The organism is Pantoea sp. B65 (assembly GCF_047308185.1).
Lineage (GTDB): Bacteria > Pseudomonadota > Gammaproteobacteria > Enterobacterales > Enterobacteriaceae > Erwinia.
Map to the genome: position 1 here is coordinate 1 of NZ_JAHXPU010000017.1, position 13,764 is coordinate 13,764.

General features: G+C 49.8%; 15 protein-coding genes, 1 tRNA gene and 1 rRNA gene. 14 read left to right on the top strand and 3 right to left on the bottom strand.

Translation table 11 applies throughout. The features are described 5' to 3' along the window. Positions 1 to 2 precede the first annotated feature (2 nt). The 11 genes from rrf (at position 3) to JWF83_RS06880 (ending at position 7,451) form a co-directional block, all read left to right on the top strand. A 5S ribosomal RNA gene (rrf, locus tag JWF83_RS06830) occupies positions 3 to 118 on the top strand. A gap of 85 nt (positions 119 to 203) precedes the next feature. After that, positions 204 to 280 (top strand) — tRNA-Asp (locus tag JWF83_RS06835). Positions 281 to 446: 166 nt separating this feature from the next. Then, complete coding sequence (gene dkgB / locus JWF83_RS06840) at positions 447 to 1,250, top strand: 2,5-didehydrogluconate reductase DkgB (RefSeq protein ID WP_413649733.1); 804 nt, start codon at positions 447 to 449, stop codon at positions 1,248 to 1,250. Between the two features lie 539 nt (positions 1,251 to 1,789). Then, complete coding sequence (locus JWF83_RS06845; RefSeq protein WP_413649448.1) at positions 1,790 to 2,770, top strand: 6-phosphofructokinase; 981 nt, start codon at positions 1,790 to 1,792, stop codon at positions 2,768 to 2,770. Between the two features lie 9 nt (positions 2,771 to 2,779). Continuing rightward, a complete protein-coding gene (locus tag JWF83_RS06850; RefSeq protein ID WP_413649449.1) occupies positions 2,780 to 3,070 on the top strand; it encodes a PTS sugar transporter subunit IIB in 291 nt (96 codons plus the stop codon). Positions 3,071 to 3,085: 15 nt separating this feature from the next. Beyond that, positions 3,086 to 4,423, top strand: coding sequence for a PTS sugar transporter subunit IIC (locus JWF83_RS06855; protein WP_413649450.1), 1,338 nt, complete (start codon positions 3,086 to 3,088; stop codon positions 4,421 to 4,423). A 69-nt stretch (positions 4,424 to 4,492) separates the two neighbouring features. Then, positions 4,493 to 4,765, top strand: a complete 273-nt coding sequence (locus tag JWF83_RS06860) for a hypothetical protein (RefSeq protein WP_413649451.1) — start codon at positions 4,493 to 4,495, stop codon at positions 4,763 to 4,765. Between the two features lie 6 nt (positions 4,766 to 4,771). Beyond that, positions 4,772 to 5,209, top strand: coding sequence for a PTS sugar transporter subunit IIA (locus tag JWF83_RS06865; protein WP_413649452.1), 438 nt, complete (start codon positions 4,772 to 4,774; stop codon positions 5,207 to 5,209). After that, positions 5,206 to 5,739 carry an AAA family ATPase gene (locus JWF83_RS06870; RefSeq protein ID WP_413649453.1) on the top strand — a complete coding sequence of 178 codons (534 nt, stop codon included), beginning with the start codon at positions 5,206 to 5,208 and terminating at the stop codon, positions 5,737 to 5,739. Before JWF83_RS06865 ends, JWF83_RS06870 begins: the two co-directional genes overlap by 4 nt. Positions 5,740 to 5,781: 42 nt before the next feature. After that, on the top strand, positions 5,782 to 6,693 hold the full coding sequence (locus tag JWF83_RS06875; RefSeq protein WP_413649454.1) for a tagatose-bisphosphate aldolase: 912 nt from the start codon (positions 5,782 to 5,784) through the stop codon (positions 6,691 to 6,693). Between the two features lie 71 nt (positions 6,694 to 6,764). Then, positions 6,765 to 7,451, top strand: a complete 687-nt coding sequence (locus tag JWF83_RS06880) for an HAD family hydrolase (RefSeq protein WP_413649455.1) — start codon at positions 6,765 to 6,767, stop codon at positions 7,449 to 7,451. Positions 7,452 to 7,466: 15 nt separating this feature from the next. On the opposite strand, the gene yafC is transcribed toward JWF83_RS06880, so the two are convergent. Continuing rightward, complete coding sequence (gene yafC / locus JWF83_RS06885; protein WP_413649456.1) at positions 7,467 to 8,372, bottom strand: DNA-binding transcriptional regulator YafC; 906 nt, start codon at positions 8,370 to 8,372, stop codon at positions 7,467 to 7,469. A 105-nt stretch (positions 8,373 to 8,477) separates the two neighbouring features. On the opposite strand from yafC, the gene JWF83_RS06890 reads away from it, so the two are divergent. From JWF83_RS06890 to JWF83_RS06900, 3 genes are all read left to right on the top strand, one after another. Then, complete coding sequence (locus JWF83_RS06890) at positions 8,478 to 9,653, top strand: MFS transporter (protein WP_413649457.1); 1,176 nt, start codon at positions 8,478 to 8,480, stop codon at positions 9,651 to 9,653. Between the two features lie 155 nt (positions 9,654 to 9,808). After that, entirely contained in the window at positions 9,809 to 10,612 is an 804-nt protein-coding gene (locus JWF83_RS06895; RefSeq protein ID WP_413649458.1) for an endonuclease/exonuclease/phosphatase family protein, read from the top strand. Between the two features lie 76 nt (positions 10,613 to 10,688). Continuing rightward, on the top strand, positions 10,689 to 11,456 hold the full coding sequence (locus JWF83_RS06900; protein WP_413649459.1) for a class I SAM-dependent methyltransferase: 768 nt from the start codon (positions 10,689 to 10,691) through the stop codon (positions 11,454 to 11,456). A gap of 78 nt (positions 11,457 to 11,534) precedes the next feature. Here the strand turns inward: JWF83_RS06900 and mltD are convergent, their stop codons facing one another. Then, on the bottom strand, positions 11,535 to 12,917 hold the full coding sequence (gene mltD / locus JWF83_RS06905) for a murein transglycosylase D (protein ID WP_413649460.1): 1,383 nt from the start codon (positions 12,915 to 12,917) through the stop codon (positions 11,535 to 11,537). 71 nt (positions 12,918 to 12,988) lie between these two features. Further along, on the bottom strand, positions 12,989 to 13,744 hold the full coding sequence (gene gloB, locus JWF83_RS06910; RefSeq protein WP_413649461.1) for a hydroxyacylglutathione hydrolase: 756 nt from the start codon (positions 13,742 to 13,744) through the stop codon (positions 12,989 to 12,991). Positions 13,745 to 13,764: the final 20 nt, after the last annotated feature.

Below are 13,764 nucleotides of genomic sequence, written 5' to 3' on the forward strand. Positions count from 1 at the left end.
TGCCTGGCGGCTGTAGCGCGGTGGTCCCACCTGACCCCATGCCGAACTCAGAAGTGAAACGCCGTAGCGCCGATGGTAGTGTGGGGTCTCCCCATGCGAGAGTAGGGAACTGCCAGGCATCAAATTAATACCATTTCCCGTGACGCGGAAGTGAGAGAAATACCTGAAGTCAGACAGATGTCTGAAGTCAGTACAGAATCGGTGGAGCGGTAGTTCAGTTGGTTAGAATACCTGCCTGTCACGCAGGGGGTCGCGGGTTCGAGCCCCGTCCGTTCCGCCACTTATTACGAAAGCCCTGAGCATCTGCTCAGGGCTTTTTCGTATGTCTGAATCTCATATTTTTGCGTTTTAGTCAAAAGTGTTAGGTTTAGTTACGGCTTTTTCAGCAATAATCTGGCTGTCATACTCTCCCCACTTTCAGCAACAATATGAACAATGAGGATATGATGGCAATTCCCGCTTTTGGTTTAGGTACTTTCCGTTTACAGGGTGATGTGGTTATTGCATCAGTAAAAAATGCGCTCGGGCTCGGTTACCGGGTAATCGATACCGCTCAGATTTACCAAAATGAAGCAGCTGTTGGCCAGGCTATAGCAGAGAGTGGGGTGCCGCGTGAACAGCTGTTTATTACCACCAAAATATGGACTGAAAATCTTTCCGCAGAAGCGCTGATCCCCAGTCTGCAGCAGAGCCTTGCTAAACTGCGTACGGAATATGTCGATCTGACTTTGATCCACTGGCCATCACCGGGCGCAGCGGTCTCTGTGGCTGAAACCATGCAGGCGCTGGTCGCGGCGAAAGAGGCTGGACTGACACGTGCCATTGGCCTCTCTAACTTCACCACGGCACTGATGCAGCAGGCTATTGATGCGGTAGGCGTGGACGAGATTGCCACCAACCAGATTGAATTACACCCGTACCTGCAAAACCGTAAGGTCGTTGAGTTTGCCCGACAAAAAGGGATCCCTATTACCTCCTATATGACGCTGGCTTATGGCAAGGCGCTAAAGGATCGCCTGATTCAGGCGATTGCCGACAAGCATCAGGCCACACCGGCGCAGGTTATTCTGGCGTGGGCAATGCAGTCGGGTTATGCGGTAATTCCTTCATCGACCCAACGCGCGAACCTTGAAAGCAATCTCAAAGCCCGGTCACTGATGCTGCATGCTGAAGATATGGCGCAGATCGCCACGCTGGACAGCAATGACCGCCTGGTCAGTCCGGAAGGTCTGGCGCCCGCCTGGGATTGATAATTTAAAAGCCACTGCCGGACAGTCTTTACTGGCGAAGACTGTCCCTTTCTCCCCTCTGCCTGCTAAATTCCCCCTGCGCACCGGCGTATATTCTCCCGCTACACCGTCTTTCACTTTCATATTTCTTATCAATAATACTTTCCCCTGAACAGATTACCGCTGGTTGTAAAATCGATAAATTGTCTGGTCCAGCTAAGCCGGTTCTTACCAGCCCGGGTTTATTTTAAAGCTGACAAGCAGATTAATGTGAAATAAATCACAAAACCAGCAACGGTTTATTCACGGAAAATAACAACCAAAACCAGATTTAGCTCACAAAAATAAATCAGATAAAAAACAGTGGATTACGATTTTTTACTGAAAAACCACTAAAAAATAGCGTGATGTTTATCACAAAAATGAGCGATTTTAATGGCTGTCAACACCCTGTGTTAACAGAAATCGTTGCAAAAGTGTGATCTACTTCGAAAAAATTAATTCGACCATCATTAACATTAATTCCACATTCACCGGTGAGTATTTATCTGAGGTCAACCATGAAAATAGGATTAGTAATTAGTGGTGGTGATGTCAGTGGAATGAATAATTTTCTGTTCCAGATTAACAGGATGACGGAATCTGAAATGGTGATTTTTGATGGTGGTATTAATGGTTTAATCGAAAACCGGTTTAAAGAAATTTCGCGGCGGGATTTGGTTGATTTATCGATTTCTCCGGTGCCATTAATTTCATCAGGCAGGAAAGAGGATAAGTGTAAGAGATCTGACTATGAAAAAATCGTCAGGAACATCCGGCAAAAAAAACTTGATTGTCTGATTATGGGCGGCGGAGATGGTTCTTTTCAGTTTTTGAAAGTGCTCAGTGGTTATGGTGTTAACTGTTACGGCGTAGGCATGACGATTGATAATGATATAACGGGTAATAGTTATACCATTGGTTTCTCTACTGCCTGTGAACAGGTGATCAGCGAAGTAGGAAAATTACGTAATACCGGACGTGGTTTGCCAGGACGAGTGTTTATGATTGAGCTGCTGGGCGGTTATTGCGGCGAACTGACGCTACAGGCAGCGCTAAAGAGTAATGCGGATATCGCACTTATTCCTGAATCTCCGTGGGATATTGATGTTCTCGCCGGGAAGATCAAAAGTAAAATTAAGCTACAAAATAGTGTGATTATTTTATGTTCTGAAGGTTATACCAAAGAATATACCCCCGGATTTCAGGGGGCGATAGATACGATGATCGGTAAAATCGAACATAAGATCGGTATCAGAATCAGAAAAACAATTCTCGGCTATGGCCTGAGAAGCGGTACTCCCACTGGAGAGGAGATTATACAAGGCGCTATTCTGGCGGAAGAGGTCGTACGATGCATCAATAGCGGCCTGACAAATAAAATAATCGTAATTAACAATAATAATAAAGCTATACCGATTGATCTGGAAAACTCGAACAAACGTTTGGTTGATGAAGATAGTAATCTCTACAAACTGGCTAAAGTAAATAACCTTATCTGAGGTAATAATATGCTTAAAGTACTCTGCGTATGTGGCTGCGGTCTTGGCTCAAGTTTTGCCATTGAAATGAGCGCCAAATCTGTATTGCAAAAGTTATGTATCGAAGCTGATATCGATCACACCACGGTATCGGAAGCGTCATCGTTTAAATATGACATTATTCTCACCCAAAAGATGTTTGCTGATATTTTAAACTCGGATGCCAGTGAGGAGGAGAAAAAAAGAGTCATCGTCCTTAATAAGCTGACAGACAAAAAAGAAATAGAAGAAAAAATTCTGGCTTATATGAACTCGAACTGAGAGATGAGGTGGTAAGTGGACGCTATTATACATTTTCTTGTGAAGGATTTGCTGGGGCAGGCTTCAATACTGATTGCTTTAATCGCCATGATTGGCCTGATCCTGCAAAAAAAATCCGTCGGTAAAACCGCCGAAGGGACCTTTAAAACTCTGCTGGGTTTTCTGATCATGATGGCTGGCATCAACATCATCGTTGGAGCCTTAACCTTTCTGAATGATATCTTTACCAGCGGTTTTGGTATGAAGGGATATATTACCGACGTTGCAGCGATTGCCGGTGTGGCAAACCGCGAACTCGGTTCGGAAGTGGCTCTGACGCTGTTGGTGATCTTCGCTGTCAACATCATCATTGCACGCATTACGCCGTTTAAATATATCTTCCTGACCGGCCAGGCGCTGTTGTGGATGGCAACCATTGGCACGGTAATTGGTTACAAGGCCGGGCTGACCGGGGCGACACTCATCCTTACCGGTGGCATATTTGGCGGGATTATGGCGGTGTTAATGCCGGCCATCGCCCAGCCTATCGTGCGTAAGATTACCGATTCTGATGATGTCGCGCTTGGGCACTTCTGCACCATTGGCTATCTGGTACAGGCGGCTGTGGCGCGCGCCATTGGGAAGAACTCCCGCTCAACGGAAGACTTAGAACTACCGGACAATTTCAAATTTCTCCAGGACACCTATCTGTCAATGGCGGTGGTGATGATTCCGATGTACATCATTCCGGCGATCTTTGCGGGTCCGACCTATATCGCCCAGTTTGCTAACGGAATGAATTACATCATGTATTCCTTTATGCAATCGATGCAGTTTGTCGCCGGGGTATTTGTACTGTACAGCGGTGTGCGTTTACTGCTGAATGAGCTGGTTCCGGCTTTCCGTGGCATTGCAATGCGCTTAGTACCCAATGCCAAACCGGCGCTCGACTGTCCGGTGTTATTTCCCTATGCACCAAACGCGGTTATCGTCGGCTTCCTTGCCACTACCGTCGGCTCGATTATTGGCATGATTGTGTTCCCGATGTTTGGTCTGGCGATGATCCTGCCCGGGCTGTTAACCAACTTCTTTGCTGGCGGCGCTGCCGGCGTGTTTGGCAATGCCATGGGCGGCAGGAAAGGAGCGATTATTGGCGGGGTTGTACATGGGTTATTTATTACCTTCTTACCTGCCATCTTAGTCCCGCTACTCGAAACATTCGGTTTCAAAGGTGTCACCTTTAGTGACTCGGATGTGATCAGCACCGGGCTGGTATTGGGTCATGCTTTCCAGAATGACTGGCCGTTCGTGGTTGGCTTTATCGCCTTTGTTATTGTGATTGTCTGGTTTGCTAACCGAAAACTGACAAAGTAATTCGCTTTATTGCTGGCGGCTATCGCCTGGTATCAATCGCATCATCGAGAAACGATGTGAGGAGATATTATGTTTTCAAAGTTAAAACAACTGTTTAATTCAGATGAATCTCAAGGGGGGAGTGAAAATGATGAGGCAGCAGCGAGAATAGAGACGGAGTTATCGCAACTGGAATCAGGTTTATTACAAAACCCGGCAGATAACGCCATTCAGAAACAGTTAATGGTTAAATATAACCAGGCTGTGAAGATATTTTCGGGCAATAAGCACTACCGTAGTCGGGTTGATGATGTCTTTGTGAAAATGGATGAGCTAAGGAATACCATTCGCAGAAATATATGAGGTGATATGAGTATTAAAGAGTTCCTCTTAAAGAACAAATATATTCAGGTGCGGATTGATGTTGATTCATGGGGAGAAATCATAGAACAAGCGGCAAAGCCATTAATTGAGGGTGGGTTTGTTACTGCTGAATATCCGCAAGCTGTGATTAATAACACGATGGAGTATGGGGCGTATTACGTTTTTGATGAGGGTATCGCCATTCCTCATGCCAGACCGGAATGCGGAGTAATTAAAGATTGCTTTAGTATGGTGACGCTTACGCATCCGGTGTCAATTAACGGCAGTGAACCAGTAGATATTATTGTGATGTTTGGTGGGGTGAACAGTGATTCTCATATCACTGAGGGCATTGCATCGATCGTCGGCCTGCTGGAACAGGAGGAAACGTTATCTCAAATCAGACGAGCCACAACAATTGATGAAATTATTGGGTTACTATGAAAAAACTGATTTTAGTTAACGGCATACCGGCATCAGGAAAAAGTTCTGTCGCCAGAGCTCTTTCTGAATATTTTAATTTTCCTGTGTTAAGTATTGATGAGATCAAAGAGCCGTTTATGGTTCAGTTTTCAGACATCATCGACAGGCCATTAAATCGCAAGCTGGGATATGCCGCCTATGAGTCCATGTTCAATATTGTGAAGAGTTCACCACCGGATACGGTTTTTATTATGGATGCCTGGTTTGGTTTTCGCGAACGATCGGTTTTAGCTGATTACCTCGCGATGTGTGGTTGCCAGACGGTTATCGAAATATGGAATAAAGTCTCGCCCGCGCTGGTTGCCGAACGATATCAACATCGCTGCGGCTGCCGCGTTAAGGGACACCCCGGTGAAGAATATATTCCTGAATTAATTCTGTTGGCGGAAAAAGCGCAACCCATGGAATTCGGTGAGGTATATACCGTTGACCAGGATAAGGGTGGAAATAATGAAGACCTTATCTTGTGGGTTAAAAACCGCCTGAACTAAATCTGATTTAAATACATTATCTCTTGTACGAGGAATTAACCAATGAACAAAATGACAACGGCTGAACGTCGTGGCTATCAAATGATCTGCGATGCTACCGGTTCAATGATGGTTGTTGCCTGTGATCAACGCGGTGGTATGAGAACGCTATTGGCCGCGACGCCGGAAGAGCAGGCGAAAATCAGCAATGAAACCTTAGGGAAAACGAAATACGATATTACCAGTTACCTGGCATCGGAAGCCGGATGCGTTTTAGTCGATCCGATTTGCGCAGTGCCTGGTATTGTTGATGAGGGAGTGGTGCCGCGTAATACCGGTCTGCTGGTCGGGCTGGATGCCTCTGGCTGGGATACTTCGCCGCAGGGTTATCGTATTTCAAAAATGGTTGACGGAATTAATGCACGTAAAGTTCGTGAGCTGGGCGCCACCGGCGGGAAAATCATGATCTACTTACGTATGGATACTCCCGAGGCCAATAGCGCTAACCTGGCGACCCTGCGCGCGGTGATTGATGATTTTGCCCGCGAAGATCTGTTCCTGGTCGTGGAGTTTCTCACTTACCCGCTGGAAGGTGAGAGCAAGGAAGAGTACCAAAGCAAGATCCCGCAGCTGATTCAGGATGGTTGCCGGGCCTGTATTGATTGTGGTTCTAAGGTGCTGAAAATCCCCTATCCGGGAACCGAAGAGGCCTGTGCAAAAGTTACTGAAATATGTGGCGAGATCCCATGGGCGGTACTGTCCGCCGGCGTCGATCACCAGACCTTCCTGAAACAAGTGGATATCTCGCTGCGCAATGGGGCATCGGGGGTGATCGCCGGGCGCTCATTGTGGAAAGACTGTATTTCCCTGGATCGCAATGTTTCGAAAGAGAAATTGTCCTCAATTGCGGTATCCCGACTACGCGATATTCAGCAACTGTTGATAAAATACAAAAAAGAGCTGGTTAACGTGTAACCCCATGTTTTGCTTGTCTGGCCGTCAGCGCTGAATCTCTGCGGCCAGACGTTTTTTTTCGGATGAGGCTGATGAACAATAAACTGGATCTGATCATTTTCGATTGTGATGGCGTGCTTGTAGACTCAGAAATTATCGGGATCCAACTAACCCTCTCGCTGCTGGGTCAGCAGGGGGTAGATATTGGGTTTGACGAATTTATCGCCGGTTATAGCGGGCTGGCATGGGATGAACTGATTAATAAAGTCAGAGCAGAGAAAGGCGTTAGCATTACGGAAAGCATTCATCAGGAATTTTATCGGTTATTGCTGGAGAGCTTTGCCGAAAAGTTAACCCGCATCGCTGGTACTGAGGAGGTGATTAGCACCCTCCCGACCAGCAAATGTATCTGCTCAAACTCGGGTTCAGAACAGTTAGAGTATATGCTGACTTTAGTCGGACTGAAGCATCTGTTCGCGCCGAATATCTTTTCCGCTGTCGATCTGGGGCCTGGCCGTTCGAAGCCGCAACCTGATATTTTCCTGCATGCCGCTCAGGTGCTGCATGCCTTACCCGGCAACACTATCGTTATTGAAGATTCGGTACATGGGGTGATGGCGGCGAAAAGGGCGGGTATGTATGTGATTGGTTTTACCGGCGGCGCCCACAGCGACCGTCATCATCAGGCCAGGCTCGAATCTGCCGGCGCCAGCGTGGTTATCGACTCGATGTATCTGTTGCCCGCTGAAATCGATCGCTTTCGCCATCGGGCAGCCTGAAGCAGCGGCTGGCGGCTAGCGTCCCGGCGGATATTGTCCATTGATCCATGCGCTAAGGAAATCAATAAACGCGCGCATGCGCATATTCACGGCGCCATCGCTGTAATAGACCGCATTTAACGGCATCTCTACCGGCAACAGCTGGTCGGCAAGTAACTCCACCAGGCTGCCATCGGCAATCTCCTTATCAACCATATATTCCGATAAACAGGCAATGCCATTGCCACTCAGACACAGCTGCTTAATGGTTTCGCCGCTATTGGAGGAGGTCGCCGGGGTAATATCGAACAGCTGGCCATCCTGCTGAGCCAGCGGCCAGCGGTTAAGACGCGGCGCGTCAACAAAAGCGAGGCAGTGATGCTGACGCAGATCGTCGACGCTGTTCGGTGTGCCATTCTGCGCCAGCCAGGCGGGTGAGGCGACAATCTTGCGATAACTGATAAATAGCGGACGGGCGCGCAGGCTGGAGTCGCTAAGGTTGCCAATGCGGATCGCCACGTCGACTTTACGTTCAATCAGATTAATAAAGTTTTCCGACGATACCAGCGACAGGGTAATTTCCGGATAGCGCTCGCGGAAGGGTTTAATCATCGGCATCAGCAGATGCAACACTACCGGCGTCGCCGCATCAATACGCAGCAGACCACTGGGGACCTTCCGGCTCTCGATCAGCTCATTTTCGGCGCTGGCCATCTCCTGCAACAGTTTCTGCACCCGGCGGAAATACGTCTCCCCCTCCTGCGTCAGCTTAACCTGACGGGTGGTTCGCGTCAGAAGCGCCACACCGAGCTTATTTTCCAGCTTTTTCACCGCCCGGCTTACTGCTGAATTAGCCATCGCCAGCTGTTCTGCGGCGCGGCTGAAACTGCCGCTCTCCACCACCGCGACAAAAATGGTCAACTCTTCAGATGTCGCTTTCATTATTGCTCCATCAGCAAAAGTAAATTGAAATTCTGCATCTTTTTGTTATTTAAGCATGCGCTGATACTGAGCGCCATCAGATAACCTGAATTACCGGAGCGACCGATGCCGTTAGCGTTACTTGCACTTACTATCAGCGCCTTTGCCATAGGCACCACTGAATTTGTTATTGTTGGCCTGGTGCCAGCCATCGCGGAACAGTTAGCGATTAGCTTACCTTCCGCCGGCTTACTGGTATCCATCTACGCGCTTGGCGTGGCGATTGGCGCCCCGGTGCTGACGGCGTTAAGCGCAAACATGCCGCGTAAATTATTGCTGGTCAGCCTGATGGCGCTATTTACCGTTGGCAACCTGATTGCCTGGCTATCGCCAGACTATGAAACCCTGATTATTGCCCGACTGCTGACCGGTCTGGCGCACGGCGTATTTTTCTCGGTAGGTTCGACCATCGCCACCAGTTTAGTGCCGAAAGAGAAAGCCGCTTCAGCGATTGCGTTAATGTTTGGTGGCCTGACGGTGGCGCTGGTGACTGGCGTACCGTTAGGGACTTTTATCGGCCAGCACTTCGGCTGGCGCGAAACTTTTCTGGCAGTGTCCGTGATTGGCCTGATTGCGCTGGGCAGCAGCCAGCTGTTGATTCCACGCAATATACCACTGCGCGCCATGGCGGGCATTAAACAGCAGCTTAGGGTGCTGACTAACCCACGTCTGCTGATGATCTATGCGATTACTGCGCTGGGCTACGGTGGGGTATTTACCGCTTTCACCTTCCTGGCGCCGATGATGCAGGAGCTGGCGGGGTTCTCCCCTTCGGCGGTCAGCCTGATTCTGCTGGGATACGGTATCTCGGTGGCGATTGGTAATATCTGGGGAGGCAAGCTGGCCGATAAGCATGGCCCGGTGGCGGCTTTAACCTTTATCTTTGCCGCGCTGGCGTTGTTGCTAGTCGTGTTCCAGCTCACCGCATCTGTTCAGTACGCTGCGCTGGCGACGGTATTGGTCATGGGGATCTTCGCTTTTGCCAACGTACCGGGTTTACAGGTTTATGTGGTACAGAAGGCTGAACAGTCAGCGCCGGGTGCGGTTGATGTCGCCTCCGGCCTGAATATCGCCGCGTTTAATGTCGGCATTGCGCTGGGGTCGGTAGTGGGGGGGCAAATTGTCAGTCATTACGGCCTGGCGCAGACCCCGTGGGTCGGGGCGCTGATTGTTCTGGTCGCGCTACTGTTGGTGATATACAGCGGCCGTCTTGATCGGGTTGCCCGGCCGGTACTGAGCTGAAAAACAGCAACGGTCTGCAAAAGCCGGCCGTTTTGCATTTACTTTCGCTATGACGCGCGTAAATCAGCCGTACCGATTGAAACTCAGACGCAAAGCCCCTATAACTGAAAGACGAGATACTACACTCAGCAGTGAAAAAAGGTTCGGGCGGTAAAGTGCACAAGAAAACCTATGCCATGAGATATGTTGCAGGTCAGCCAGCGGAGCGGATTTTTCCCCCTGGAGCGATGCTGCATGTAGGTGATGCCTTACCGCCAGGAGTTCCGTTACCCACCGAAACCACGCTGCGGGTACTGGTATGGAATATCTTTAAGCAGCAGCGTGCTGACTGGTTATCGGTGCTGCAAAACTTTGGTAAGGATGCGCATCTGGTTCTGCTGCAGGAAGCGCAGACCACACCGGAACTGGTGCAGTTCGCCACCTCCAATTATCTGGCTGCCGATCAGGTGCCTGCTTTTGTTTTGCCCCAACATCCCTCTGGCGTAATGACCCTGGCCGCCGCCCATCCGATTTATTGTTGCCCGCTACGCGAACGTGAGCCGCTGCTGCGGTTGTCGAAATCGGCGCTGGTTACCGCTTATCCGCTGCCTGGCGGTGAGAGGCTGATGGTGGTCAATATTCATGCGGTTAACTTTAGCCTCGGCATTGATGTTTACAGTAAACAGCTGGGGCCAATTGGTGAGCAGATCCTGCATCATCAGGGACCGGTGATTATGGCGGGTGATTTTAACGCCTGGAGCCGGCAGCGGATGAATGCGCTATTTCGCTTTGCGCGCGAGATGGCGCTACGCGAAGTCCGTTTTACCGACGATAACCGGCGTAAAGCCTTTGGTCGCCCGTTAGATTTTGTTTTCTACCGCGGTATGCATGTCGCAGAGGCATCAGTCCTCGTTACGCGCGCATCCGATCATAACCCGCTACTCGTCGAATTCTACCCCGGTAAGCCTGAGCTTAACTGAGTATGTTACAGGCCTGCCGTCAGGGCAGGTCGTTGCATCTGCCATCGTTAAAAAAACCACCAAAGGAAACCGAGCTATGACCACGCAGAGTCATCACCAGCATGTCGATAAACAGTTTGGCGATCGTGCCGACGCTTACCTGAACAGCGCAGTGCATGCCAGCGGACGCGATTTACAACGTCTGAGCGAGCGACTCTCCAGCCTGCCAGCAGCCCGGCTGCTCGATTTAGGATGCGGCGGCGGGCATGCCAGCTTTATCGCGGCGCAGCAGGTGCGTGAGGTGGTGGCCTACGATCTTTCGGGGCAGATGCTGGAAGTGGTAAAGAAAAGCGCTCAGGAGCGCGGATACGGCCATTTAACCACCTGTCAGGGTTATGCTGAGGCCTTACCCTTTGACGATGCCAGTTTTGACATCGTGATCAGTCGTTACTCCGCGCATCACTGGCATGATGTCGGCCAGGCGTTGCGTGAAGTAAAACGCGTGCTGAAACCGGCGGGCAGAGTGATGTTTATGGACGTCAACGCCCCGGGGAATGCGGTGCTGGATATCTGGCTGCAAACCGTCGAGGCGCTGCGTGACACTTCACATGTGCGCGACTATAACCCGGGTGAATGGCTGACGATGTTTACTGAAGCCGGCTTAGCTATCAGCAATGTGTCGCAGGATCGTTTGTATCTGGAGTTCTCCAGCTGGATAGCGCGTATGCGCACGCCGGAAGCGTTGGTGACCGCAATTCGCGCCTATCAGCAATCAGCCTCTGACGAGGTGCGGCGCTACTATCAGTTACAGCAGGATGGCAGTTTCAGCACCGATATTATCTTTATCGAAGCCTTTAAGCCCTGAGCGTCGGGCAAAAAAAAGAGCCACTCCGCGGAGTGGCTCTTTTATCAGATAAGGACGTATCTGGTATGGCTGATTTGCTTAGCTGTCAGGCGTGGCGCTGTTATTCACAAACAACGTCAGCTTGTCGCCTGGCTGGATGGTTCTCGCATCACTAAGGATGCTGTTCCAGCGCAACACGTCTTTGGCATTAACACCGTGACGTTTAGCGATACTGGCAACGGAATCCCCTTTGCGCACCTGGTAGGTGATGCTGCTGTTAGCCGCCAGCGTCGTGCTTTTATCACCACCAACACTTAACGTCTGACCCGGTTTAATATTTGCGCCGCGCAAATTGTTCGCGCGCTGCAAATCTTTTACCGAAACGCCAAGGCGGGTGGCGATACCGGATAAGGTGTCGCCAGTGCGTACCTTATAACCGCCAACGCTGCTGCTGTTTTTCGCCACCTGGGTGGGTTGAACCGCAGCGATATCACCTGTCGCCAGGGAGTTACGTAGCGCCGCAACATTCGACTTCGGTACCATGATGTAATGGGGACCGTTTGGCGCCGTTGTTCCGCGTTTGTAACCCGTATTAAAGCTCTTCAGTTTGGTCAGTGACATGCCTGCCATATCGGCAGCCTGTGTCAGTTCGATCTGCTGACCCACTTCCACACGCGCCAGAGCGCGGCTTTCGTTAGGAGTCGGCAGTCGTACGCCGTAACGCTTGTTGTTCTTCAGGATTTCGCCCAAAGCCAACATTTTCGGCACATAGACCGTGGTTTCGCGTGGTAACGATAAACTCCAGAAGTCGGTTGGTTTCCCGCGCGCTTTATTCTGTTTTACCGCTTTCATGACGCGTCCTTCACCACTGTTATAGGCTGCGATGGTCAGTAACCAGTCGCCGTCAAACATGTCGTTCAGACGCTGCATCATATCCAGCGCAACCTTGGTAGATGCGACGACGTCACGTCGACCGTCATACCACTGGTTTTGTTTCAAACCATAATTACGCCCCGTAGCCGGGACAATCTGCCAAATGCCTGCGGCATTCGCGGCTGATGTCGCGTGGGGATCAAAAGCGCTCTCCACTATGGGTAGCAGTACCAGTTCCATCGGCATTTTACGTGTCTTAATCTGCTCGACTATCCAGTACATATACGGCTCTGCCCGTAATGTTACATCGTGGAGATAGCTCTTGTTCTTCAGGTACTTTTGTTTTTGTTCACGGATCCGGGAATTCTCCGGAACCTCCATCTTCAGCTCGTCGCTAATGAAATTCCACAGATCCTGGTCTTGCGCGAGGTTGGTTCCATCATCCTGCCAACGCGGAGACAACATTCCATCTGCGTACTTTCCATTTTCATCACCTTGACCTGCTGAAGACAGACTCTGTGCATGCTGGACTGGGGTGTTGGCATCATGCCTTGACGCCTGACAACCCACCAGCAAGACCGAGGCGAGTAATATCGCTTTAGCCTTCATGTGTGTGTCAATAGTTTGCTTAAAAGACGAGCAATCATACGTGCTCGTTTTCAACAACACAACCACAAATATCAAAAACGGTCTTTCAACTCGCGTAAACGGGCAAAAACTTGCCATTGAGGCTGTGGTGCACAATCGAACCCTATAACTCTTTGTAAATCAGCATCATGCGTTCTTAAAAATAAATTAATTTTGCGCTCAACGGCCAGTTTTGATGGCAAACTAATGCTGTTTTTAGCGCGTAACTCCTTAATTTGCAGGCAGTAGCGCGCAATTTCATTATCTTGCGGCAAGATCGCCTGCGCAAACTTCAGATTAGATAATGTATATTCATGTGCGCAACAAACCAGCGTTTGTTCGGGTAGTTTATTAAGTTTTTGAAAAGATTCAAACATCTGTTCTGGCGAACCTTCAAAAAGCCGCCCGCAACCCGCAGAAAACATGGTATCGCCGCAGAAAAGGTAAGGATAACTGAAATATGAGATATGTCCTAAAGTGTGACCGGGGGTGTAAATTACCTCAAATTCGTGACCCAAAATAGTCAGGCGATCGCCTTCACTGACGATCGCTGTCGCTCCTTTATCTTCTGTCTCTTGCGGTCCATACACCACTATTTGTGGCCAGATTTCCAGCAGTTGTTTTACGCCGCCAACGTGGTCATGGTGATGGTGAGTGAGTAAAATAGCCGTGGGTTGCCACTGATTTTGCTGCAGAGTGGCGATTACCGGATCCGCTTCGCCCGGGTCAACAATCAGGCAGTGACCGCTGTCATCATTTAGCGCCCAGATGTAGTTATCCTCTAGTGCCGGAATGCTGGTAAGATTCATAGTCACCTCTCAGAAGGCCG